The sequence below is a fragment of the Georgenia wutianyii genome, from assembly GCF_006349365.1.
Classification (GTDB): domain Bacteria; phylum Actinomycetota; class Actinomycetes; order Actinomycetales; family Actinomycetaceae; genus Oceanitalea; species Oceanitalea wutianyii.
The window spans coordinates 3,066,600-3,089,858 of the sequence record NZ_CP040899.1 but is presented as its reverse complement, the minus strand read 5'-3'; the positions used below and the strand labels follow the sequence as shown (position 1 = coordinate 3,089,858).

Annotated in this window: 18 protein-coding genes and 1 tRNA gene; 12 read left to right on the top strand and 7 right to left on the bottom strand. The window is 75.4% G+C overall.

What is annotated here, in order from left to right:
- Window positions 1-46: 46 nt before the first annotated feature.
- A complete protein-coding gene (locus FE251_RS13645; protein WP_139949043.1) occupies window positions 47-1,234 on the bottom strand; it encodes an AMP-binding protein in 1,188 nt (395 codons plus the stop codon).
- Window positions 1,235-1,296: 62 nt separating this feature from the next.
- Here FE251_RS13645 and FE251_RS13640 point away from each other — a divergent pair, with 62 nt between their 5' ends.
- Window positions 1,297-2,352 (top strand): DUF3048 domain-containing protein, encoded by a 1,056-nt coding sequence (locus FE251_RS13640; protein WP_139949042.1) that lies wholly within the window; start codon window positions 1,297-1,299, stop codon window positions 2,350-2,352.
- 374 nt (window positions 2,353-2,726) lie between these two features.
- Here FE251_RS13640 and FE251_RS13635 read toward each other — a convergent pair whose 3' ends face one another.
- Window positions 2,727-3,689 carry a 1,4-dihydroxy-2-naphthoyl-CoA synthase gene (locus FE251_RS13635; RefSeq protein ID WP_139071342.1) on the bottom strand — a complete coding sequence of 321 codons (963 nt, stop codon included), beginning with the start codon at window positions 3,687-3,689 and terminating at the stop codon, window positions 2,727-2,729.
- Between the two features lie 108 nt (window positions 3,690-3,797).
- On the opposite strand from FE251_RS13635, the gene FE251_RS13630 reads away from it, so the two are divergent.
- The 4 genes from FE251_RS13630 to menD are packed head-to-tail and all read left to right on the top strand — an operon-like array spanning window position 3,798 to window position 7,402.
- Complete coding sequence (locus FE251_RS13630) at window positions 3,798-4,157, top strand: DMT family transporter (protein ID WP_139071343.1); 360 nt, start codon at window positions 3,798-3,800, stop codon at window positions 4,155-4,157.
- A complete protein-coding gene (locus FE251_RS13625; RefSeq protein WP_139071344.1) occupies window positions 4,150-4,740 on the top strand; it encodes a TetR/AcrR family transcriptional regulator in 591 nt (196 codons plus the stop codon). The genes FE251_RS13630 and FE251_RS13625 overlap by 8 nt, the downstream gene beginning before the upstream one ends.
- A 32-nt stretch (window positions 4,741-4,772) precedes the next feature.
- Window positions 4,773-5,744 carry an o-succinylbenzoate synthase gene (locus FE251_RS13620; protein WP_269144718.1) on the top strand — a complete coding sequence of 324 codons (972 nt, stop codon included), beginning with the start codon at window positions 4,773-4,775 and terminating at the stop codon, window positions 5,742-5,744.
- Complete coding sequence (gene menD / locus FE251_RS13615) at window positions 5,741-7,402, top strand: 2-succinyl-5-enolpyruvyl-6-hydroxy-3-cyclohexene-1-carboxylic-acid synthase (RefSeq protein WP_230976434.1); 1,662 nt, start codon at window positions 5,741-5,743, stop codon at window positions 7,400-7,402. The genes FE251_RS13620 and menD overlap by 4 nt, the downstream gene beginning before the upstream one ends.
- Before the next feature lie 645 nt (window positions 7,403-8,047).
- On the opposite strand, the gene FE251_RS13610 is transcribed toward menD, so the two are convergent.
- From FE251_RS13610 to FE251_RS13600, 3 genes are all read right to left on the bottom strand, one after another.
- Complete coding sequence (locus FE251_RS13610) at window positions 8,048-9,796, bottom strand: selenocysteine-specific translation elongation factor (protein ID WP_139949040.1); 1,749 nt, start codon at window positions 9,794-9,796, stop codon at window positions 8,048-8,050.
- Window positions 9,796-11,091: an L-seryl-tRNA(Sec) selenium transferase gene (gene selA / locus FE251_RS13605; protein ID WP_139949039.1), complete on the bottom strand. Its 1,296-nt coding sequence runs from the start codon at window positions 11,089-11,091 to the stop codon at window positions 9,796-9,798. The genes FE251_RS13610 and selA overlap by 1 nt, the downstream gene beginning before the upstream one ends.
- A gap of 20 nt (window positions 11,092-11,111) precedes the next feature.
- Window positions 11,112-11,206: transfer RNA gene (locus FE251_RS13600), tRNA-Sec, on the bottom strand.
- A 61-nt stretch (window positions 11,207-11,267) separates the two neighbouring features.
- Here FE251_RS13600 and selD point away from each other — a divergent pair.
- The 4 genes from selD (at window position 11,268) to nrfD (ending at window position 17,617) form a co-directional block, all read left to right on the top strand.
- Complete coding sequence (gene selD, locus FE251_RS13595; protein ID WP_168202744.1) at window positions 11,268-12,263, top strand: selenide, water dikinase SelD; 996 nt, start codon at window positions 11,268-11,270, stop codon at window positions 12,261-12,263.
- Between the two features lie 67 nt (window positions 12,264-12,330).
- The gene (fdh, locus tag FE251_RS13585) at window positions 12,331-15,627 is read left to right on the top strand and encodes a formate dehydrogenase (protein ID WP_223147547.1); all 3,297 of its coding nucleotides are present in this window, start codon (window positions 12,331-12,333) and stop codon (window positions 15,625-15,627) included.
- Window positions 15,628-15,629: 2 nt separating this feature from the next.
- A complete protein-coding gene (locus tag FE251_RS13580; protein WP_168202743.1) occupies window positions 15,630-16,577 on the top strand; it encodes a 4Fe-4S dicluster domain-containing protein in 948 nt (315 codons plus the stop codon).
- Window positions 16,574-17,617: an NrfD/PsrC family molybdoenzyme membrane anchor subunit gene (gene nrfD / locus FE251_RS13575; RefSeq protein WP_139949036.1), complete on the top strand. Its 1,044-nt coding sequence runs from the start codon at window positions 16,574-16,576 to the stop codon at window positions 17,615-17,617. Before FE251_RS13580 ends, nrfD begins: the two co-directional genes overlap by 4 nt.
- Here nrfD and fdhD read toward each other — a convergent pair.
- Entirely contained in the window at window positions 17,587-18,420 is an 834-nt protein-coding gene (gene fdhD / locus FE251_RS13570) for a formate dehydrogenase accessory sulfurtransferase FdhD (RefSeq protein WP_139071878.1), read from the bottom strand. The genes nrfD and fdhD overlap by 31 nt on opposite strands.
- A gap of 249 nt (window positions 18,421-18,669) precedes the next feature.
- Between fdhD and FE251_RS13565 the strand changes: the two genes are divergently transcribed.
- The gene (locus tag FE251_RS13565) at window positions 18,670-19,989 is read left to right on the top strand and encodes a S1C family serine protease (protein WP_139071877.1); all 1,320 of its coding nucleotides are present in this window, start codon (window positions 18,670-18,672) and stop codon (window positions 19,987-19,989) included.
- Window positions 19,990-20,044: 55 nt separating this feature from the next.
- On the opposite strand, the gene FE251_RS13560 is transcribed toward FE251_RS13565, so the two are convergent.
- On the bottom strand, window positions 20,045-21,337 hold the full coding sequence (locus FE251_RS13560; protein ID WP_139949035.1) for an isochorismate synthase: 1,293 nt from the start codon (window positions 21,335-21,337) through the stop codon (window positions 20,045-20,047).
- 193 nt (window positions 21,338-21,530) lie between these two features.
- On the opposite strand from FE251_RS13560, the gene FE251_RS13555 reads away from it, so the two are divergent.
- Together FE251_RS13555 and FE251_RS13550 are read left to right on the top strand one after the other, a co-directional pair.
- Complete coding sequence (locus tag FE251_RS13555) at window positions 21,531-22,823, top strand: geranylgeranyl reductase family protein (protein WP_139071875.1); 1,293 nt, start codon at window positions 21,531-21,533, stop codon at window positions 22,821-22,823.
- Window positions 22,824-22,896: 73 nt separating this feature from the next.
- Window positions 22,897-23,256, top strand: a complete 360-nt coding sequence (locus tag FE251_RS13550; RefSeq protein ID WP_139949034.1) for an NADH-quinone oxidoreductase subunit A — start codon at window positions 22,897-22,899, stop codon at window positions 23,254-23,256.
- Window positions 23,257-23,259: the final 3 nt, after the last annotated feature.

The window sequence follows — 23,259 nt, the reverse complement described above, 5'->3', positions numbered from 1 at the left end:
TCGCGCCGCCGGCCGCTCCCCGCCGGTCCCCGGTCCCGCCGCGCCGCTAGGGCAGGCGTTCGGTGCCGGGGTCGGCGCCGGCGAGCAGGTCCCGGGCGAGGGCGGCGGCACCGAGCCGGTCGACCTTCCCGGGCCCGCGCAGCGGCAGCGCGGGGACCCGGACCAGGGCCCGCGGCGCATGGTGGCGGCCCAGGCGTGCGGCGACGTGCTCCCGGAGCTCCTCCAGCGGTGGGGCCGCGGTGGCCACGACGGTGACGACCGCGCCCCAGTGCTCGTCCGGGACCCCGACGACGACCGCCTCCCCCAGCCCGGGCAGGTCGCCCAGCGCCTGCTCCACCGCCCCCGCGGAGACGTTGAGCCCGCCGGTGAGGACGACGTCGTCGAGCCGGCCGAGGACGGTGAGCCGCCCGCCGGTGAGCTCGCCGCGGTCGTTCGTGCGCAGCCGGCGCCGTCCGTCGCGGACCTGGAACGTCTCGCGGTCGGCGGCCTCGTCGTCGAGGTAGCCGCGGGCGAGGACCGGGCCGCCGAGCCAGACCCGCGACTCGGCGTCGACCTCGACCTCGACGCCGTCGAGCGGCACCCCGTCGTAGACGCAGCCGCCGCCCGTCTCGGTCATCCCGTAGGTGGTGACGACGGTGAGGCCCGCGGCGCGTGCCTCGTCCAGGAGCGGGGCCGCCGTCCGGGCGCCGCCGACGAGGACGGCGGCCAGGCCGCGCAGGGCCGCGACGGCGTCGTCGTCGGCCATGACGCGCGCGAGCTGCGTCGGGACGAGGGAGAGGTAGCCGGGACGGCCGGGGTCGAGCCGGCGCACCGCGGCGGCCAGCTCCGCGGCGCGGAAGCCCGCGGTGGTGTCCAGGACGACGGGGCGGGTGCCGGCGACGACGGAGCGCACGAGCACCTGCAGCCCGGCGACGTGGTGGACGGGCAGGCAGGTGACCCACTGGCCGGGGCCGGCCAGGCGGGCGTGGGTGGCGTGCGCGGAGGCGAGCAGCCCCGCGCCGTCGAGCGCGACGAGGCGGCCGGTGCCGGAGGTCGAGCCGGAGGTCGTGACGAGGGCGGCCACGCCTGGCGGGGCGGTGACCGGGGAGGGGGGTCTCAGCGCCGGGTCGGTGGGCCGCACGGCCGGCCCGGTGCCGTCGAGGGCGGCGGGCAGGGCGGCGAGCAGGGCGGCGACCGCCCGGGGCCCGGTGCCGCCGGGCAGGACGGCGACGCGCCGTCCGGGCTGGGACCTCATGCCGCCAGGGTAGGGCCGGGGCGCCGGTACCGTGTCGGAGCAGTCACAGGTAGGAGGGTTGAATGTCCGCACGACGTCGTTTGGTCGCGGCACTGATGATGACGGTGCTCGCGGTGACCGGGTGTTCCTCGGCGGTGCCGCGGGCGGCTGCCCCGGCAGCCGTGGAGACGCCGACACCCACCCCGACGCCCACCCCCACCCCGGAGCCCACGCCCGAGCCGACGTGGCCGCTCACCGGCCTGCCGCTGGGCGACGCCGCGGGGGACGCCCCGGCGCTCGCGATCAAGGTCGAGAACACGGCGATGGCGCGGCCGCAGACGGGCCTGGAGGACGCCGACGTCGTGTGGGAGGAGATGGTCGAGGGCGGCATCACCCGCTTCAACGCCGTCTTCCACTCCCGGCTGCCGGAGGTCGTCGGCCCGATCCGCTCGCTGCGTCCGATGGACGCGGGCATCGTCGCGCCGCTCGGTGGGCCGCAGGTCATCTCCGGTGGCCAGCCGCTGTTCCTCGCCTCGGTGCAGGCCGAGGGGGTCCAGCTCATCTCCAACGACGCCGGGCACGCCGGGTTCTTCCGAAGCCAGGAGCGCCGCGCGCCGCACAACCTCTACGGCCGCCCCGCGGACTTCCTCCTCCAGTCCCTCGCGACGGAGCCGCCGCCCGAGCAGTTCCTCTTCGCCGAGAACGCCGCCGAGGCCACGGCCGTCGTCGGCGGCGAGGCCGCCACCGCCCTCCACCTGCGCTTCCCGCAGACCGCCCCGTCGTGGACGTGGGACGCGGCGACGCAGCGGTGGCTGCGGGACGAGGCGGGCACGCCGTCGGTGTCCGCCACCGGGGAGGTGCTCGGGGCGGAGAACGTCGTCGTCCTGCGGGTGCAGGTCGTCGCCTCCGCCGGACGTGACCAGGCCGGCAGCGCCGTGCCGGAGACCGTGATGACCGGTGGCGGGCAGGCCCTCGTCGCCTCGGGCGGACGCACCGTCGAGGCCACGTGGTCCAAGGACGCGACGAGCGAGCGGGTGACCCTGCGGACCGCCGACGGCGCCGAGGTCACCCTCGTCCCGGGCACGACATGGGTCGAGCTCGTGCCGGTCGACCGCGGCGGCGTCGAGATCGCCCGCTGACCGTCCTGCGAAGGTCGCACCGGATCGTCATTCCTCCGCGGGATGATCGGCCCCGCAAATCGATGCGGGAGGCCGATTCCCGCGCCCGTCCCCGGGCTGCACACTTGTCACGTGACCGCGCTCCACGTGCTTCTTCGAGGATGCAGGGGGTGTGGCAGGCACGGTAACGGGGGGCGTGCCCGCTAGAGCAGGAGTGGAGGCCTGCGCGACGCGGACACGTACAGGCCGTACCCGCAGCGGCTGACAGGGATGGAGGGCCCGGGCGCTGCGGGTACGGCCACTTACCGGGTCGGCGCGGTCACCACGACGACGCACTGAGCGGCGCCGCCCACCGGGCGGCGCCGCTCAGTCGTACGGCTCAGTAGTAGTACGGCTCAGTAGTAGTACGGGAAGCGCGACCAGTCCGGGTCGCGCTTCTCGAGGAAGGCGTCGCGTCCCTCGGCGGCCTCGTCGGTCATGTAGGCCAGGCGCGTGGCCTCCCCGGCGAAGACCTGCTGGCCGGCCAGGCCGTCGTCCACCATGTTGAACGCGAGCTTGAGCATGCGGATCGCCTGCGGCGACTTCCCCGCGACCGTCAGCGCCCACTCCAGCGCCGTCGTCTCCAGGTCGGCGTGGTCGACGACCTCGTTGACCACGCCCCAGCGCTCGGCGTCCTCGGCGGAGTACTCCCGGGCGAGGAAGAAGATCTCCCGGGCGCGCTTGTCACCGGTCTGCCGGGCGAGCAGTCCCGAGCCGTAGCCCGCGTCGAAGGAGCCGACGTCGGCGTCGGTCTGCTTGAACCGCGCGTGCTGGCGCGAGGCGAGGGACAGGTCGCACACGACGTTGAGCGAGTGCCCGCCTCCTGCGGCCCAGCCGCTCACCGCGGCGATGACGACCTTGGGCATCGTGCGGATGAGGCGCTGGACCTCGAGGATGTGCAGCCGGCCCGCGCGGGCGGGGTCGATCTGCTCGCGCCGCTGGGCGGTCCCGGCGAGCGCGTCGGCGTCCTGCGTCTCGTAGCGGTAGCCGTCCCGCCCGCGGATGCGCTGGTCCCCGCCGGAGCAGAAGGCCCAGCCGCCGTCCTTGGGGCTCGGGCCGTTGCCGGTGAGGATGACGGCGGCGACGTCGGAGGTCATCCGCGCGTGGTCCAGGGCCCGGTAGAGCTCGTCGACCGTGTGCGGGCGGAAGGCGTTGCGCACCTCGGGGCGGTCGAAGGCGATCCGGACGGCCGGCAGGTCCCGGGTGGTGCCGTCCGGGAGGTGCTCGACGGCGCGGTGGTAGGTGATGTCGGTGAGGTCGAAGCCCTCGACCGGGCGCCAGCGGCGCGGGTCGAAGGGCTGGTCGGGCTGGGCGCTCATGCGCGTCAGCCTACGGCGCAGGTGCAGCCCTCGACCCGCGACGCCGCACCGCCACTACTGGTACGGTCGTACCGGACATGGTGGTACGACCGTACTTGGAGGAGCGTCATGGCGTGGATCGTGCTGGTGGCCTCGGGGCTGCTCGAGTCGGCCTGGGCGCTCAGCCTCAAGGCCTCGGAGGGGTTCACCCGGCTGTGGCCCTCGGTGATGTTCCTCGTCTTCGCCACCGTGAGCTTTCTCGGCCTGGCCTACGCGCTGCGGGTGCTGCCCGTCGGCGTGGCCTACGCGGTGTGGACCGGGATCGGCGCCGCCGTGACGGCGACCATCGGCATGGTCTGGCTCGGCGAGGGCGTCTCCCTGGTGAAGGTCGTCTCGATCCTCCTCATCATCGCCGGCATCGCCGGGCTGCAGCTGAGCACGAACGGGGCCGCCCCGGATGCCGCACCGGCGGTGACGACCGGTGAGTGAGACCGTCGAGCCCACCCAGGGCAACGAGCCCGCCCAGGGCAAGGGGGCCCGCCGGCGCGCGGAGCTCGTCGAGGCGGCGGCCACGCTCATCCTCGAGCGCGGACCGGCGGAGGTGACCCACCGGCGGGTCGCCGAGCAGGCCCGGTGCTCGCTCTCGGCGACGACGTACTACTTCCGTGACCTCGCCGAGCTCGTCGGGGCCGGGGCCGAGCTCATCAGCGACCTGTGGGCCGAGCAGGCCGAGTGGGTCGCCGAGCGTGCCGAGACGCGCGCGGCGCAGGGGCCCGTCCCCGCCGCGGAGGCCGCCGACCTGCTCTGCGAGGCGCTCCTGCCGCCCGCCGCCGGGGTCCGTGGCCACTACGAGCAGCTCGCGGCTGCCGGGCGCAGCCCCGAGGTCGCCGCCGCCTACCGCGCCGGGCGCCGGAGGCTCGACGCCGCGATCACCCGGGTGCTCGCGGCCGCCGGGAGCAGCTGCCCGCCCGAGCTCGCCCTCGCCGTCGTCGACGGCGCCGCCGTCGCCGCGCTCAGCGAGGGCCGCGACCCGCGCGAGAACACCGCCCGGCTCCTCGGCCTCGTCCTGTGAGGGACCGGCACGCCCCCGCCTACCCTGGGGGTGTGTCCACCTCGACCGGCCACCTGCCGCCCGCCGCCGTCTACTCCACGCCGATGACCACCCGCTTCCGCGGGATCACGACGCGTGACGGCGCCCTGCTGCGCGGCGACGCCGGCTGGGGCGAGTTCTCCCCGTTCTGGGACTACGACGACGCCGAGTCCGCGCCCTGGCTCGCCGCCGCCCGCGAGGCCGCCGACGTCGGCTGGCCCGCGCCGCTGCGCGACCGGGTGCCCGTCAACGTCACCGTCCCCGCCGTCGGCCCCGAGCAGGCGGCCGCGATCGTCGCCGCGAGCGGCGGGTGCCGCACCGCGAAGGTCAAGGTCGCCGAGCCCGGTCAGTCGCTCGCCCAGGAGCAGGCGCGCCTCGAGGCCGTCCGCGACGCGCTCGGGCCCGAGGGGCACATCCGCATCGACGCCAACGCCGCCTGGGACCTCGACACCGCCCTCGTCCGCCTCGCCGTCCTCGACCGTGCCGCCGGCGGCCTGGAGTACGCCGAGCAGCCGTGCCCGGACGTCGCCGACCTCGCCGCGCTGCGCCGCCGCACCGACGTCCCCATCGCCGCTGACGAGTCGATCCGCCGCGCCGCGGACCCGCTCGCGGTGCGGCGCGCGGAGGCGGCCGACGTCGTCGTGCTCAAGGTGCAGCCGCTCGGCGGCGTGCGCGCGTGTCTGCGGCTGGCCGAGGAGGTCGGGCTGCCCGTGGTCGTGTCCTCCGCGCTCGAGTCCTCGGTCGGCATCGCCGCCGGGGTCGCCCTCGCCGCGGCGCTCCCCGAGCTCCACCACGCCTGCGGGCTGGGCACCGTGCGGCTGCTCGAGCGCGACACCGTGCCCGACCCGCTCGTGCCCCGCGAGGGACACCTGCCGGTGCGGGCCGCCGTCCCGACGCCCGAGAGCCTCGGCGCCGCCGCCGCCCCGCCGGAGGTGCACGAGCGGTGGGCCCGGCGCCTGCGCGACGTCGCGGCGGTGGCCCGGTGAGCGGCGAGGCGCCCTCGGCGCTGCTCGCCCGCGAGCTCGTCACCGCGCTCGTGCGCGGCGGCGTGCGCCACGTCGTCCTGTCGCCCGGGTCGCGCAGCGCGCCGCTCGCCTACGCCCTGCTCGCCGCGCACGACGCCGGCTGGCTGCGGCTGCACGTGCGGGTGGACGAGCGGGTGGCGGGCTTCGTCGCCCTCGGTCTCGCCCGCGCCGACGGCGTCCCGGCGGCCGTCGTGACGACCTCGGGGACCGCGGTGGCCAACCTCCACCCGGCGGTGCTCGAGGCCGCGCACAGCGGAGTCCCGCTCGTGGTCGTGTCCGCGGACCGCCCGCACGAGATGCGGCGGACCGGGGCCAACCAGACGACCGAGCAGGTGGGGATCTTCGCCTCGGCACCGCGGTGGGAGGCGGACCTGCCCGCCGACACCCCGCCGGCCGCCGTCGGCCAGGTCGTCGTGCGGGCGCTCGCCGCGGCGACCGGCGCCCGCTCCGGTGAGCCGGGCCCGGTCCACCTCAACGTCGCCTTCCGCGAGCCCCTCGTCCCGGCCCGCGCCTGGGAGCCGGGGGAGGTGCCCGGGAAGCGTGAGGTCGTCGCGCCGCGGCAGCCGGGCGGCGTCGTCGAGATCCCGGCCGGCGGGCGAACCGTCGTCGTCGCCGGCGACGGCGCGGGGCCCGCGGCCGCCGCGCTCGCCGAGGCCGGCGGCTGGCCGCTGCTCGCCGAGCCCACGTCCGGCGCGCGGAGCGGCCCCAACGCCGTCCCGGCCTACCGGCTGCTCCTCGGGGAGCTCGGCGGACAGGTCGAGCGCGTCGTCGTGCTCGGGCACCCGACCCTCTCGCGCCCGGTGAGCGCGCTGCTCGCCCGCACCGAGCCGGAGGTCGTCGTCGTCGCGCCAACCGGACGCGTGTGGCCCGACGTCGCCGGCACCGCGGACCGGGTCGCCGGCGCCGTCCGGGTGGTGCCCGGGGAGGACGACGGCGCTGACTGGCTGGGGCGCTGGCAGCGGGCCGGTGCCGCGGCGGCGCAGGTGCTCGCCGGCCGGGACGTGCTCGACGGGCTCACCGTCGCGCGCGCCGTCGTGGCCGCGGCCGCCGGCGAGCCCGCCACGCTCGTCCTCGGCTCCTCGATGACCGTGCGCGACTGGGACCTCGCCCTGCCCGCGCTGCCCGCGGGGCTGCGGCTCGTCGCCAACCGTGGGCTCGCCGGCATCGACGGCACCCTCTCGACGGCGACCGGGTTGGCGCTCGCGAGCCGGGCGCCGGTGCGTGCGGTGGTCGGGGACCTCACGTTCCTCCACGACGTCGGCGGCCTGCTGCGGGGCGCGCTCGAGGAGGAGGTCGACCTGCAGGTGGTGCTCCTCAACGACGGCGGCGGGTCGATCTTCGCGACGCTGGAGCACGGCGCGCCCGAGCGGGCCGCGACCTTCGAGCGGGTGTTCGGCACGCCGCAGGCGGTGGACGTCGCCGCGCTGTGCGCCGGGTACGGCGTGCGCCACGTGCTCGCCCGGAGCCTGCCGGAGCTGGAGGCCGCCGTCGCGGCGCCCGTCCGGGGCCGCTCGGTGGTCGAGGTCCCCCTCGACCGCTCGACCCTCCGCGCCGATCGCACCACCCTCGCCGAGGCCGTCACCACCGCCGTCCGCAACGCCCTCCCCTCCACCCCCTGACCCCCCACCCCGACAGCCGACTTCCGCCCGACAGCCGACTTTGTCGCGAGAGCGGACTTCGTCGCGAGAGCGGACTTCCGCGCGAGAGCGGACTTTGTGGCGAGAGCGGACTTCTGCCCGACAGTCGACTTTGTGGCGAGAGCGGACTTCTGCCCGACAGTCGACTTTGTGGCGAGAGCGGACTTCTGCCCGACAGTCGACTTTGTGGCGAGAGCGGACTTCTGCCCGACAGTCGACTTTGTGGCGAGAGCGGACTTCTGCGCGAGAGCCGACTTCCTCGAGAGGCACGACTCAACGCCGTGGGATCGGCTGTCACTGCGACCGGCTCCGGTCTGACATCACTCTCGTGCGGAACTCCGCTCTCGTGCGGAAGTCGGCTCTCGTGCGGAAGTCGGCTCTCGTGCGGAAGTCGGCTCTCGTGCGGAAGTCGGCTCTCGTGCGGAAGTCCGCTGTCGTGCGGAACTCCGCTGTCGCGCGGAACTCCGCTCTCGTGCGGAAGTCGGCTGTTGCACGGAAGTCGGCTATCGCGCGGAAGTCGGCTCTCGTGCGGAAAGTCCGCTGTCGTGCGGAAGTCGGCTGTCGTGCGGAAGTCGGCTGTCGTGCGGAAGTCGGCTGTCGCCGCCGGGGGGGAGTCGGGGGCGGGCGTCAGGTGAGGTGGCGGCGGTCGTCGGGGAGGCGGCGGGTGCGACCGGTGCGGTCGAGGTGGACGAGCAGCGGCAGCGCCACCCGCCGGCTCGTGCGCAGCGCCTGCCGCGCCTCGCTCGCACTGAACGGCCCGGGCAGCGTCGCGAGGACCTCGACGGCGCGGTCGGCGGCGTCGGCCAGGAGCACGATGCCCGGGGCCGGGCGCAGCACGAGGCCGGCCCGCGCCGCGGCCGCCAGTACCTTGGGCACGAGCCCGAGGGCCTCGAGCTCGGCGGCGGTGGGCGCGGCGAACGGCTCGGCGTCCAGGTGTGCGGAGAGCGCCTCCACCGCCGCGACGACCTCGGCGGGCACGCACGCCGCAGCGGCCTCGACGACGCGCCCCGCCTCGACCCGCAGCGGGTCGTGGACGACGGCGGCCGCGACCTCGGGCCCGGGCAGCCCGAGCCGTTCGGCGAGCGCGGGCAGGGTGAGTGCGGGCTCGAGCGGCGCGGCCCGCGCGTGCTCACGGACGACGGCGGCGGCCTCGCGCGCGGCCTCGGCGAGTCGGGCGGTGCTGAGCAGCCACCCGCCGGCCCGCACGACTCCCGGTGCGGCACCGTCCGCCGGCACCCCGATCCGGGTGAGCAGCTCGGCCTCGACCAGCCCGCGCCGGGCGACCTCGGCGCCGAGGTCGGCCCGCCCGTCGGCGTCGGCGAGCGCCGCGGCCCGCAGCCGCGCGGCACCGCGCCGGCGCAGCGGCGGGGGAGCGGGGTCGAGCACGGTGACCGCCCACAGGCGGCGCGTGCCGGGGTCGCGCAGCAGCAGCCGGTCGCCCACCCGCAGCGGCAGCGGACGCTCGACCGTGAGCCGTGCCAGGCCCTCGGCGAGCGGGCGGTGGTGCACGGGGAGCGCGGCCGAGCCGACGTGGAGGAGCGGGCGCCGCGGCGGGTCGCCGCGGCCCAGGCGGGTGGGTCCGAGACGCACGTCGAGCACCTCGGTGTGCTCCCACGCCCCGGGCGTGACGAGCACGTCGCCGCGCTCGACGTCGCCGGAGAGGTTGAGCGCGACGCGCGCCGTGCCGGTGACCTCCTCGACCGCCCGGCCGAGGGAGTGGACGACGCGGACACGGTGCCCGCCGCGCAACGAGGTGAGCCCGTCGCCGGGGCGCACCCGCCCGGCGGGCAGGGTGCCGGTGACGACGGTCCCCGCCCCGGGCATGGTGAAGCTGCGGTCCACCCACAACCGGACCGGGACCTCGGCCGACGGCTGGGGCAGCGTGGCGAGCATCTCGACGAGCGCCTCCCGCAGCTCCGCCAGCCCGTCCCCGGTCCGCGCGCTCACCGCCACGGCCCGGGCGCCGGCCAGCGAGGTGACGCTCAGCTGGTCGAGGGCGCGTTCGCGGGCGGGGGCGGGGTCGGCGAGGTCGGCGCGGGTGACGGCGAGGACCCCGCGGTCCACCCCGAGCGCGTCGAGGGCGGCGAGGTGCTCGGCGGCCTGCGGCATCCACGGGTCGTCCGCGGCGACGACGAAGAGGACGGCCGGGACCGGGCCGAGGCCGGCGAGGGTCGTCGTGATGAACCGCTCGTGCCCCGGGACGTCGACGAACGCGACCTCACCCGCGCCCGGCAGCGTGGTCCACGCGTAGCCGAGCTCGATCGACAGCCCGCGCCGGCGCTCCTCCTCGAGCCGGTCCGGCTCGCCGCCGGTCAGCGCGCGGACGAGGGCGGACTTGCCGTGGTCGACGTGTCCCGCCGTCGCGACGACCCGCATCACGGGGCCCCGGCGGCGGCGCGCACGGCCCGGACGAGGGCCTCGTCCTGGTCGGCGGGCACGGCGAGGAGGTCGAGCAGCAGCCGCCCGCGGTGCGCGCGGCCGAGCACGGGCGTGGCCCCGGTGCGCAGCGGGAGGGCCCACCGCTCGTCCACGGCGACGGCGGCGCTGGGCAGCTCGACGCCCGGCGCCCCGCCCCCGCCGACGGCGCCGACGCTCTCCACGGCCTCGGCCGGGACGTCGGGGGCGAGGGCGGCGGCGAGCGCCCGCGCCCGGCGCAGCAGCTCGGCGGGGTCGGCCTCCAGCGCGGCCCGGACCGGCGGGAGCGGCCCCCGCAGGGTCGCCTCGAGCGCGGCCAGCGTGAGCTTGTCGACGCGCAGCGCGCGGGCGAAGGGGTGGCGCCGCAGGCCCTCGACGACGCCGGCCTCGCCGAGCAGCAGCCCGCACTGCGGGCCGCCGAGGAGCTTGTCCCCCGAGGCGGTGACGACGGTGGCACCCGCCCGCAGCGCGGCAGCGGCGGTGGGCTCCTCGGGCAGTCGCGGGTGGGGTGCGAGCAGCCCGGACCCGATGTCGACGACGACGGGCACCGGGAGGCTCGCCAGCTGCTCGACGGGCACCGCGGAGGTGAAGCCGGTGACCCGGAAGTTCGAGGGGTGCACCTTGAGGACGAACGCGACGTTTTCGTCGACCGCCTCCGCGTAGTCCTCCAGCCGCACCCGGTTGGTCGTCCCGACCTCCCGCAGCCGGGCCCCGACCGACTCGAGCAGCTCGGGGATGCGGAACCCGTCGCCGATCTCGACGAGCTCGCCGCGCGCGACGACGACGCGCCGCCCGGCGGCCAGAGCGAGGGTGACGAGCGCGAGCGCCGCCGCCCCGTTGTTCACCACGTGCACGGCTCCGGCGTCCGGCACCGCCCGGGCCAGGGCGTCCAGCGCCCCCCGGCCGCGCCGCCCACGCCGTCCGGAGGACAGGTCGAGCTCGACATCGCTCGTCCCGGCCGCGACGGCGAGCGCCTCGACGGCGGCGGGCGACAGCGGCGCGCGGCCGAGGTTGGTGTGGACGAGCACGCCGGTGGCGTTGAGGACGGGACGCAGCGTCGTCGCCGTCGCCGGCAGGGACGCGAGGACGACGCCGGCGACGTCGCCCGGCTCGACCAGGCCCGTGCGGCACGCGGCGAGGACGTCGTGGACGACGTCGCGGACGAGGGCCGGCCCGAGGCGGCCGGCGGCGGCGGTGAGGGCAGGGTCGGCCAGGACCGTGTCGGTGCGCGGCGTCGCACGCCGGGGGTCGGGCACCAGTGCCTCCCAGGGGTCGGTGGCGGAGGCGGACGGGAATCGAACCCGCCTGGCCGAGATCCTCGACCACAACGGCTTTGAAGACCGCGCCCGTCACCAGACGAGGTACGCCTCCGTGGGGCAGCCTAGCGAGACACCCCTGGCCACGGCTCACGTCGGCCCATACTGTGGCCGCTGTGACGACCACCACTCCGCCCGCCCTGCGCCTCACCCAGTACGCCGCCGGGGGCGGCTGCGCCTGCAAGGTGCCGCCCGGTGAGCTCGAACGGGTGCTGGGCACCCTTCCGCTCAGCACCCACCCCGACCTCGTCGTCGGCCTGGAGAACGGCGACGACGCCGCTGTCGTGCGCATCGACGGCACCCGCGCCGTCATCGCCACCGCGGACTTCTTCACCCCCGTCGTCGACGACCCGTACGACTGGGGCCGCATCGCCGCGGCGAACGCGCTGTCCGACGTCTACGCGATGGGCGGCACACCGGTGGTCGCGGTCAACCTCCTCACCTGGCCGCGAGACCGCATCCCCTTCGACGTCGCCGCCGAGGTGCTGCGCGGCGGCGCGGCGGTGTGCGCGGAGGCGGGCACGGTGCTCGGCGGCGGGCACAGCGTCGACGGGCCCGAGCCGAAGTACGGGCAGGCGGTCACCGGGATCGCGGACACCGCGCGGCTGCTGCGCAACGACGCCGGCCGCGCCGGGCTGCCGCTCACGCTCACCAAGCCGCTCGGGCTCGGCGTCCTCAACAACCGGCACAAGGCCACGGGGGAGCGGTTCGAGGAGGCCGTCGCGGTCATGACGACGCTCAACCGGGAGGCCTCGGCCGCGGCGCTCGCCGCGGGCGTCGAGGCGGCCACCGACGTCACCGGCTTCGGGCTGCTCGGCCACCTCTTCAAGCTCGCCCGGGCGAGCGGGGTGAGCGCCGTCGTCGACGCCGCCGCGGTGCCCTACCTCGAGGGTGCGCGCGCGTCGCTGGCCGCCGGGTTCGTCCCGGGCGGCAGCCGCCGCAACCTCGACTGGGTGCGCCCCCACCTCCTGCCCGAGGTCGAGGAGGACGAGCTCCTCCTCCTCGCCGACGCGCAGACCTCCGGCGGGCTGCTCGTCGTCGGGGAGCTGCCGGGGCACCCGGTGGTCGGCGAGCTCGTCCCGGCGCAGGAGTGGACGGTGCGGGTGCGCTGAGCGCTCCCAAGACCGGTGCGGACGTCGGGGCGGGGCGCTACGGTGGCCGCACGCGGGAGGTGAGGCGATGACGACGTTCCTCAGCTGGCCGGTGCTGCGGCAGCTCACCGGGCCGGACGTGCTCGGCCGAGGCCTGGCCGCCAGGTCGCGCAGGACCGAGGAGATCACCCCGCGCACCGCGACCGCCGACCGCGTGGCCCGCAGCGTGTGCCCCTACTGCGCCGTCGGGTGCGGGCAGCGGGTCTTCGTCAAGGACGAGCAGGTCGTCCAGATCGAGGGGGACCCGGACAGCCCGATCTCCCGCGGCAGGTTGTGCCCCAAGGGCTCGGCGAGCAAGAGCCTGGTCACCGGGGCGAACCGGCTCGACAAGGTCCGCTACCGGCGCCCCCACGGCACCGAGTGGGAGGACCTCGACCTCGACGTCGCGATGGAGATGATCGCCGACCGCGTCCTGGCCACCCGGGCCGCCACGTGGCAGCAGACCGACGCCGAGGGACGCCACCTGCGGCGCACGATGGGCATCGCGGCGCTCGGCGGGGCGACCCTGGACAACGAGGAGAACTACCTCATCAAGAAACTCTTCACGGCGATGGGCGCCGTGCAGATCGAGAACCAGGCACGTATTTGACACTCCGCCACGGTCCCCGGTCTGGGGACCAGCTTCGGCCGAGGAGGGGCCACCAACTTCCAGCAGGACCTCGCGAACGCGGACTGCATCGTCATCCAGGGGTCGAACATGGCCGAGGCGCACCCGGTGGGCTTCCAGTGGGTGATGGAGGCCAAGCGGCGCGGCGCCAAGGTCATGCACGTCGACCCCAGGTTCACCCGCACGAGCGCGCTCGCGGACACCTTCGTGCCGATCCGGGTGGGCACCGACATCGTGTTCCTCGGCGCGATCGTCAACCACATCCTCAGCAACGAGCTCGACTTCCGCGAGTACGTCCTGGCCTACACCAACGCCTCCTCGATCCTCTCGGAGGACTACCTCGACACCGAGGACCTCGACGGCCTGTTCTCCGGCTTCGACCCCGAGACGCGCACCTACGACACCGCGACGTGGCAGTACGCGGGCGCGGAGGCGGCGGGCGTGGACGAGGACGACGCCGCCGCGGACCGGTCTACCGCCTCGGGCATGCAGCACGAGTCCCACGGCATGCCGGTGCCCGAGGAGCACGAGCGTGACGAGACGCTCCAGCACCCGCGGTGCGTCTACCAGGTGCTCAAGCGGCACTTCGCCCGCTACACCCCCGAGCTCGTCGAGGAGGCGTGCGGGGTGAGCCGTGAGCAGCTGCGGGAGGTGGCCGAGGCGTGGGTGGCGGCCTCGGGCCGGGAGCGGACCACCGCTCTGGTCTACAGCGTGGGCTGGACCCAGCACAGCGTCGGCGCCCAGTACATCCGCACCGGCGCGATCATCCAGCTGCTGCTGGGCAACATGGGCCGCCCGGGCGGGGGGATCATGGCGCTGCGCGGCCACGCGAGCATCCAGGGCTCCACCGACATCCCCACCCTGTTCAACCTGCTGCCCGGCTACCTCGTCATGCCCGACGCCCGCCGCCACCCCGACCTCGCGTCGTGGGTGCAGGACATGAGCATGCCCGGTCGCAAGGGCTTGTGGGGCAACGGCGCCGCCTACGCCGTCAGCCTGCTCAAGGCCTACTGGGGGGAGGCGGCCACCGAGGACAACGACTGGTGCTACGACCACCTGCCACGCATCGACGGCGACCACGGCACCTACCGCACCGTCCTGGACATGATCGAGGGCAAGGTCAAGGGGTACTTCCTCCTCGGGCAGAACCCCGCGGTCGGCTCGGCCCACGGCCGGGCCCAGCGCCTGGGGCTGGCGAACCTCGAGTGGCTCGTCGTGCGCGACCTCTACGAGATCGAGAGCGCCTCGTTCTGGAAGGACTCCCCGGAGATCGAGACCGGGGAGATCGTCACCGAGGAGTGCGCCACCGAGGTCTTCCTCCTGCCCGCCGCCTCGCACGTGGAGAAGGAGGGCACCTTCACCCAGACGCAGCGGATGCTCCAGTGGCGCGAGAAGGCCGTCGACCCCACCGGGGACCGCCGCTCGGAGCTGTGGTTCTTCTACCACCTCGGTCGGATCGTGCGGGAGCGGCTGGCGGCCCGCGGGGAGGAGCGTGACCGCCCGCTCCTCGACCTCACGTGGGACTACCCGGTCCACGGCGAGCACGACGAGCCGAGCGCCGAGGCGGTGCTCCGGGAGATCAACGGCGTCGACGTCGCGACCGGGCGGCCGCTGTCCACGTTCACCGAGCTGCGCGCCGACGGCTCCACCGCCGGCGGCTGCTGGATCTACACCGGCGTGTACGCCGACGGCGTCAACCAGGCCGCGCGCCGCAGGCCCGGGGCCGAGCAGTCGTGGGTGGCCCCGGAGTGGGGCTGGGTGTGGCCGGCGAACCGGCGGATCCTCTACAACCGCGCCTCGGCCGACCCGGACGGCCGGCCGTGGAGCGAGCGCAAGGCCTACGTGTGGTGGGACGAGGAGGCCGGCGAGTGGACCGGGCACGACGTGCCCGACATCGAGCGGACCAAGCCGCCGTCCTACCGCCACGAGCCCGGCGCCGTCGGCGTCGACGCGCTCGACGGCACCGACGCCTTCGTCATGCAGGGTGACGGTCGCGGTGCGCTGTTCGTCCCGAACGGGCTCCTCGACGGCCCCCTGCCCACCCACTACGAGCCGGTCGAGTCCCCGTTCGGCAACCCGCTCTACGGCCAGCAGGCCAACCCCACCCGGGTGGAGTACCGCGAGCAGGTCAACCCCATCCACCCGAGCCCGCCGGCCGAGGACCCGCAGGTCTTCCCGTTCGTCTTCACGACGAGCCGGCTCACCGAGCACCACACCGCCGGGGCGATGAGCCGCCAGCTGGAGTACCTCGCCGAGCTGCAGCCGGAGATGTTCGTCGAGGTCTCCCCGGCGCTCGCGCGCGAACGAGGCCTCGAGCACCTCGGCTGGTGCCACGTCGTCACCGCGCGCGCCGCCGTCGAGGGCCGCGTCGTCGTCACCGACCGGCTGCGGCCGCTGCGGGTCGCCGGGCGGGTGGTCCACCAGGTGTGGCTGCCCTACCACTGGGGGAGCAAGGGCCTGGTCACCGGGGACTCGACGAACGACCTGTTCGGCATCAGCCTGGACCCCAACGTCCTCATCCAGGAGACGAAGGCCGGCACCTGCGACGTGCGCCCCGGCCGGCGGCCGCGCGGCGCCGCCCTGCTCGACCTGCTCGAGGGCTACCGCACCCGCGCCGGGACGGCGGACCGCCGTCCGATCGTCACCGCCGACCCCCGGGCCGTCACCAGGTCCGCCGGCCGCGCCGACGCGCCGCACCGACCCGAGGAGGGCAGCTGAACGTGGCAGGCAGGAACAGCCTCTTCGGGCCGGTGGACCCGGCCCGCGACGCCGGGTACGCCGACCCGCCGCCCCGCAAGGGCTTCTTCACCGACACGAGCGTGTGCATCGGCTGCAAGGCGTGCGAGGTCGCGTGCAAGGAGTGGAACCTCATCCCCGGCGGGGAGGACTACGACCTCCTCGGCCAGTCCTTCGACAACACCGGAGCACTCGGGGCCAACTCGTGGCGGCACGTCGCGTTCGTCGAGCAGCGGCGCCCGGCGGTGGACCTCGGGATGCCGGGCAGCGGACCGCCCGTCACCACCCCGGAGCCCACGGTCACCGCGCCGGACCTGCTCATGGCCGACGAGGACGACGCCGCGTCCGGCCTGCGCTGGCTCATGGCCTCCAACGTGTGCAAGCACTGCACCCACGCCGGCTGCCTCGACGTGTGCCCCACCGGCGCGCTGTTCCGCACGGAGTTCGGGACCGTCGTCGTCCAGGCGGACGTGTGCAACGGGTGCGGGTACTGCGTGGCCGCCTGCCCCTACGGCGTCATCGAGCGCCGCCGCGGCCCGCAGGGGGCACCGAACGTCGGCGTCGCCCAGAAGTGCACGCTGTGCTACGACCGGCTGGGGGACGGGCTCACCCCCGCGTGCGCGCAGGCCTGCCCCACGGAGTCGATCCAGTACGGCGACGTCGAGGAGCTGCGCGAGCGCGCGGAGCGGCGTCGGGAGGAGCTGCACGAGCAGGGCGTGGCCGAGGCCCGCCTCTACGGGCACGACCCGCACGACGGCGTCGGCGGCACGGGCGCCTTCTTCCTCCTCCTCGACGAGCCGGAGGTCTACGGCCTGCCCCCGGACCCGGTCGTCCCCACCCGCGACCTCGCCCGGATGTTCAGCAGGGCGACGACGGCCGCCGTCGCCCTGTTCGCGGGCGCCGCCCTCGCCTTCGTGGGACGCAGGCGATGACGGCGACGGCGGACCGCCCACGCCGCCCACGCACCCGGCGCGACCGGGCGGGGGACCAGCCGGTGCCCGAGGCGGAGTTCACCTCCTACTACGGACGCCAGGTGGTCAAGCCCGCGCCGTGGGACGCGCGCATCCCGCTCTACATGTTCTTCGGTGGGCTGGCTGCCGGGTCCTCGCTGCTCGCGGCCGGCGCCCAGCTCACCGGCCGCCCCGCGCTACGGAGGGCCGGGCGGCTCGGCGCCGCCGGAGGGCTGGCGGTGAGCATGGCGCTGCTCGTGAGCGACCTCGGCCGCCCCGAGCGGTTCCTCAACATGCTGCGCACGGTCAAGCTCACCTCCCCGATGTCGGTGGGGACGTGGCTGCTGAGCATCTACGGGGCGCCCGCGGCGCTCGCGGCCCTCGACGAGGCCGCCGGGCTCCTCCCGCTGCCCGCCGACGCCAGGGCGGTGCGGCTGCTGCGCGCCGCCGGCCGCCCCGCCGGGGTGCTCGCCGCCGTCACCGCCCCGCCGGTGGCCGCCTACACCGCCGTCCTCCTGTCCGACACCTCGACGCCGTCGTGGCGCGACGCGCACGGGGAGCTGCCCTTCGTCTTCTGCGCCTCCGCGGCGGCGTCCTCCGGCGGGCTGGCGATGGTTCTCGCACCCGCCGCGCAGGCCGGCCCGGCGCGCCGGATGGCCGCGGCGGGCGCGCTGGTCGAGCTCGTCGCGGAGCGGGTGATGGAACGGTCGATGGGGCTGTCGGCCGAGACGCTGCACACCGGACGCGGGGGGCGCTGGACGAGGGCGGCCAAGGCGCTGACCGCGGCCGGCGGCCTCACCGCGCTCCTCGCGGGCCGGCGCCGCTGGGCCGGGGTGGTCGGCGGTGCCGCGCTCGTGGCCGGCTCGTTGTGCACCCGGATGGGGGTCTTCGAGGCGGGGCAGGCCTCGGCGCGCGACCCGCGCTACACCGTCGTCCCCCAGCGTGAGCGCCTCACCGAGGGACGCCCGGTGCGCTGGACGCCGCCGGAGGCTCAGGGCAGGACGCGCTCGGCCCCCGCGTAGACGTTCGCGGAGTCCCCGCGGCTGAAGGCGACGAGCGTCATGCCGGCCTCGGTCGCGAGCTCCACCGACATCGCCGAGGGGGCGCTCACCGCGGCGAGCACCGCGATCCCCGCCATCCGCGCCTTCTGGACGAGCTCGAAGGACGCCCGGCCGGACACCTGGAGCACGCAGCGCCGCAGCGGCAGGCCGTGCTCCCGCAGCGCCCAGCCGATGACCTTGTCGACGGCGTTGTGCCGGCCGACGTCCTCGCGCAGGCACAGCAGCTCGGCCCGGCCGTCGTCGTCGAGCCGGAAGAGACCGGCGGCGTGGACCCCGCCGGTGTCGGCGAAGAGCCGCTGGCGCTCACGCAGCCGCTCGGTCATGGCGAGCAGCTCGCCGAGGGGGACGCGGACGTCGTCGGCGACCGGGACCCGCGCCACGCGCGTGACGGCGTCGATGGAGGCGGTGCCGCAGATCCCGCACGAGCTCGACACGTAGACGTGCCGCTCGTGGGAGGTGTCGGGGGGCGCGACGCCGGGGGCGAGGCGGACGTCGACGACGTTGTAGCTCGACGTGCCGTCCGGGTTGACCCCGGCGCCGTAGGAGATCGCGGTGACGTGCCCCGCGTCCCACACGACGCCCTCGGAGACGAGGAACCCGAGCGCGAGGTCGAAGTCCTCACCGGGGGTGCGCATCGTCACCGTCCACGCGCGGCCGTCGACCCGCAGCTCCATCGGCTCCTCGCCGGCGAGCACGTCGCTGCGCGCGCTGGAGGCGCCGCCGGCGGAGAGCCGCACGACCTTGTGCCTTCTGGTCCGTCGCACCCGTCCTCCTCGCCGGCGCCGAGGCCCCGATCGTATCCGCGGCCCGCCCCGCCGCCCCCGCGTTCGCCGCGCCCCTCTGGGTCGTGCTTTCGCGGCCGGCGGGCGTGCTGGGTGGGGTGTCCTCGGGCGCCAGGGGGCGTCCCAGAGGGAGGGGCGGAGATTTTCAGGGAGTTCTCAGGTGGTCCTCAGAGGCGTTCAAGGTGCGTCGGGTTCCCTGGATGCATCAACGTCAGGAGGGAAACCACACACATGAGCGACATCGAGCGCGACGAGAGCATCCGGCCGCACCTGCCGGCCGACGACGAGCGGGTCACCCGCGAGCAGGCGGAGGTCGACGCCGTCCTCCTCGGCCGCAAGGGCACGACCCCCGAGGCCGCCACCACCCCCACCACCGAGCAGCCGATGCCCGCGCCGCACCCGGCCCACCGCGTCCCCTTCGCCGGGGAGCAGACCGCCGCCGCGACGCCGGCCCCGCGCGTCCTGCCGCACGGGCGCCGCCGGGGCTGGGCAGCGCTCGGCGCCACGGCCGCCACGGCCGCGCTGCTCGCGAGCCTCGGCACCGCCGCGGTCACCGGCGCCCTCGCCGACGACGAGACCGTCGGCACGACCACCGCCACCACCTCGCAGGTCATCCCCGCGAGCTCGACCTCGACCACCCCGGACTGGCAGGCCGTGACCTCCGCAGTCGGGCCGTCCGTCGTCGCCATCGACGTCGCGGGCGCCGAGGGCGCGGGCCAGGGCTCGGGCGTCGTCATCGACACCGAGGGCCACGTCCTCACCAACAGCCACGTCGTCGACGGCGCGCAGGAGATGAGCGTCACCCTCGCCGACGGCCGGATCTACCAGGCCGAGCTCGTCGGCCAGGACGAGACCACCGACCTCGCCGTCGTGCAGATCGTCGACCCGCCGGCCGACCTCTCGCCCGCGACGCTCGGCACCTCCTCCGACCTCGCCGTCGGGCAGGCGGTCCTCGCCATGGGCAACCCGCTGGGCCTCGACTCGACGGCCACGACGGGCATCATCTCCGCCCTCGACCGCCCGGTCGTCACCCAGAGCCGCACCGAGTCGGTCGTCACCAACGCCATCCAGGTCGACGCGGCCGTGAACCCGGGCAACTCCGGCGGTCCGCTCTTCGACGCGCAGGGCAGGGTGATCGGCATCAACAGCTCGATCGCCACGCTGTCCAACGGCGGCGGCCAGGCCGGCAGCATCGGCCTCGGCTTCGCGATCCCGGTCGACCAGGCGGCGACCGTCGCCGAGCAGCTCATCGAGAACGGTGAGGCGGAGCACGCCTTCCTCGGTGTCGGGCTCGCCGACACGGACGTCGAGGTCGACGGTGTCACGCGCGACGGCGCGGGCATCGGCAGCGTCGAGCAGGGATCGCCCGCCGCGGACGCCGGCCTGGAGCGCGGCGACGTCGTCACCGCCATCGACGGCCGCCCGGTCGACAGCGCCGCCTCCCTCACCGGCTACGTGCGCCAGTACACCTCCGGGGAGAGCGCCACGCTCACCGTCGTGCGCGACGGCAAGGCCCAGGACGTCCAGGTGACCCTGGCGACCCGCGCCTGACCCCACCCGGCCGCGCCCCGTGCCGCTCACGCGAGCAGCACGGGGCGTCGTCGTCTCAGGAGGTGAGGGCGCTGCGCATCGGGGTGAGCTTGGCCTCGGACTCGCGGGCCTCGGCGGCCGGCTCGGAGGCCGCGACGATGCCGCACCCGGCGAACAGCCGCACCGACCGCGGGCCGGTGACCTGACCGGAGCGCAGCGCGATTCCCCACTCCCCGTCGCCGTCGGCGCCCATCCACCCGACGGGGGCGGCGTAGCGGCCGCGGTCCATCCGCTCGGCCTCGGCGAGCAGCTCCACCGCCCGGGCGGTGGGGGTGCCTCCGACCGCGGCCGTGGGGTGCAGGGCTGCGGCGAGGGCGAGGGAGCTCGGCCCGCCGGAGTGCGAGCGGTCCAGGACGCCGGTGACGTCGCTGGCCAGGTGCATGACGTTGGGCAGGTGGAGCACGAAGGGGGAGTCGGGGACGTTGAAGCTCGAGCAGTACGGCCCCAGCGCCTCCGCGACGGACGCGACGGCGAGCTCGTGCTCCCCGAGGTCCTTGGAGGACCGGGCGAGCTCGGCGGCACGGCGCAGGTCCGCGGCGTCGTCGCCGGTGCGCTGGATGGTGCCGGCGAGCACCCGGCAGGCGACGAGGCCCTGGTCGCGGCGGACGAGGAGCTCGGGGGTCGCCCCGACGAGCGAGTCCACCGAGAACGTCCAGCACGTCGGGTACTGGTCGGCGAGGTTGCGCAGCAGGTGGCGCACATCGAGGTCGGCGCCCGTGCGCGCGACGACGTCGCGGGCCATGACGACCTTCTCCACCTCACCGCCGCGGATGGTGGCGACGACCTCGGCGACCGCCTGCTGCCACTCCTCGCTCGTCAGGGCGCCGTCGGTGAAGGAGACCTCGCCGGGGCCGGTGACCGGCGTGACCTCGCCGCGGCAGGCGGCGAGGGACGGGGTCGGGCCCAGCCCGGCCGGGCCGACGGCGGTGAGCCAGCTGCGGCCCTCCCGGCGTCCGACGAGCACCTGGGGGACGAGGAGCGTCCCACCCGAGTCGGAGCGGCGGGAGAAGGCGAAGGACCCGAAGGCGACCGGGCCGGTGCCCGGCAGCCGCACGTCGTCGCGCACGACCATGGTGCCCGCGGTCTCGCGCCACCAGGCGTCTGCGTCGACCATCCGTGTGGCGCCGTGGGTGTCGACCCGCGCGGCGACTCCCCAGCCGACGAGCCCGTCACCGCGGCGCACCCAGCTGACCGTCGCGGCGGCGTCGGGCCGCGGGAGGAGGTCGAGGAGGTCGCCGGGATCGGCGATGGGCACGGTGCGCGCCAGCAGCGGAGTGGGTGCCGGGGCCCCGGCGGGTGCGGTCGACATCGTCTCGATCCTATGGGCGCCCGACGGCCCGGGCGCCCGCCCCGTGCGCAAAGAGACCTTGGTCACCGGGCCCACGGGAGGGCGCGGTAGTTAGGGCAGCCTTAGCGGATCGCGCCTCGTGACCTTTGTAGACTGCCCTGGCATCCCGGCCGCCCTTCTCGTGCCGGTGAGCACCGGAAGCAGGAGAGGTGACGTGCGCGCAGCCCATGAGGACGCCGACGTCATCGTCGTCGGCGCAGGCCCGGCGGGCTCGGCCACTGCCCACTACCTCGCGCAGACCGGGCTCGACGTCCTGCTGCTCGAGAAGGGCGTCTTCCCCCGGGACAAGGTCTGCGGCGACGGTCTGACCCCGCGCGCGGTCGCCGAGCTCATCCGGATGGGCGTGCCCACGCCCGAGTCCGAGGGCTGGATCCGCAACTGGGGGCTGCGCACCTACGGCGCCGGCCACTGCATCGAGATCCCCTGGCCCGAGCTCGCCGAGATGCCCGCCTACGGGCTGGCCCGCTCGCGGATGAACCTCGACGAGACCCTCGCCCGGCACGCGGCCGCGAGCGGAGCGCGTCTCCACGAGGGCGTCGCCGTCACCGGCCCGGTGCGCCACGAGCGCTCCGGACGCATCCTCGGGGTCACCTCCCGGCTGGTCGACGAGAACGGCCGCCGGACCGGCGAGGAGCGCACCTACCGTGCGCGCATCGTCGTCGACGCCGGTGGGGTCTCCGCCCGTCTCGCGACGACGATGGGCATCGAGAAGAACGACAACCGCCCGATGGGCGTGGCGATCCGCACCTACTTCAAGAGCCCGCGGCACGACGACCCGATGATGGAGTCGCACCTGGAGCTGTGGGACGGCGAGCCGGGCAGGTCGAACCTCCAGCCCGGCTACGGCTGGATCTTCGCGCTCGGCGACGGCACCGTGAACGTCGGCCTCGGGTCGCTCAGCTCCACCGCCAAGCCGACGCACCTCGACTACAAGGGCCTGTTCGCGCAGTGGATGCGCAACGCCCCCGCCGAGTGGGAGTTCACCCCGGAGAACCAGGTGGGCGAGCTGCGCAGCGCCGCCCTGCCGATGGCGTTCAACCGCAAGCCGCACTACTCCCAGGGTCTGCTCCTCGTCGGTGACTCCGGCGGCATGGTCTCCCCGTTCAACGGCGAGGGCATCGCCTACGCCATGCAGTCCGGGCGGATCGCGGCCGACGTCGTCTCCCAGGCGCTCGCGCGGCACACCCCGTACGCCCTGGAGAAGGCGCTGCGGACCTACCCCAAGATCCTCTCCGAGGAGCTCGGCGGCTACTTCACCCTCGGTCAGGGTTTCGCCCGCCTCATCGAGCGTCCGGAGATCATGCGCATGTGCGTGAAGTACGGTCTTCCCCGGCCCGTCCTCATGCGCTTCGTCATGAAGCTCCTGTCCGACGGCTTCGATCGCCGCGACGGGGACTGGATGGATAGGCTCATCGCGGCACTGAGCAAGGCGGTCCCCTCATCGTGAGCACACGACACGGACACGACAACGGCCGGCAGGTCACCGCGCACACGGCGCGCCGAGCAGCAACGGAGGCACGATGAACCCCTTCGTCCCGATCCTCATCATGGGAGCGGTCTCCGCACTGCTCGCGATCGGGGGCCTCGCGGCGAGCGCGGTCATCGGCCCCCGGCGCTACAACCGGGTCAAGGTCGCGAACTACGAGTGCGGCGTCGAGGCGACGCCCCGCGCCGCAGCGGCAGGCCGTTTCCCGATCAAGTACTACCTCGTGGCGATGACGTTCATCGTCTTCGACGTCGAGGTGATCTTCCTCGTGCCGTGGGCGATCGCCTTCACCGAGCTCGCGACCTTCGGCCTCGTGGCCGCGCTCGCGTTCATCGCCATCATCACCGTGCCCTTCATCTACGAGTGGCGGCGCGGCGCGCTGGAGTGGGACTGAGGA

Bases quoted from the DNA above. Each gene is read 5' to 3' on its own strand.
- FE251_RS13645 (WP_139949043.1), bottom strand. From the start codon at position 1,234: ATGAGGTCCCAGCCCGGACGGCGCGTCGCCGTCCTGCCCGGCGGCACC.
- FE251_RS13640 (WP_139949042.1), top strand. From the start codon at position 1,297: ATGTCCGCACGACGTCGTTTGGTCGCGGCACTGATGATGACGGTGCTC.
- FE251_RS13635 (WP_139071342.1), bottom strand. From the start codon at position 3,689: ATGAGCGCCCAGCCCGACCAGCCCTTCGACCCGCGCCGCTGGCGCCCG.
- FE251_RS13630 (WP_139071343.1), top strand. From the start codon at position 3,798: ATGGCGTGGATCGTGCTGGTGGCCTCGGGGCTGCTCGAGTCGGCCTGG.
- FE251_RS13610 (WP_139949040.1), bottom strand. From the start codon at position 9,796: ATGCGGGTCGTCGCGACGGCGGGACACGTCGACCACGGCAAGTCCGCC.
- nrfD (WP_139949036.1), top strand. From the start codon at position 16,574: ATGACGGCGACGGCGGACCGCCCACGCCGCCCACGCACCCGGCGCGAC.
- FE251_RS13565 (WP_139071877.1), top strand. From the start codon at position 18,670: ATGAGCGACATCGAGCGCGACGAGAGCATCCGGCCGCACCTGCCGGCC.
- FE251_RS13560 (WP_139949035.1), bottom strand. From the start codon at position 21,337: ATGTCGACCGCACCCGCCGGGGCCCCGGCACCCACTCCGCTGCTGGCG.
- FE251_RS13550 (WP_139949034.1), top strand. From the start codon at position 22,897: ATGAACCCCTTCGTCCCGATCCTCATCATGGGAGCGGTCTCCGCACTG.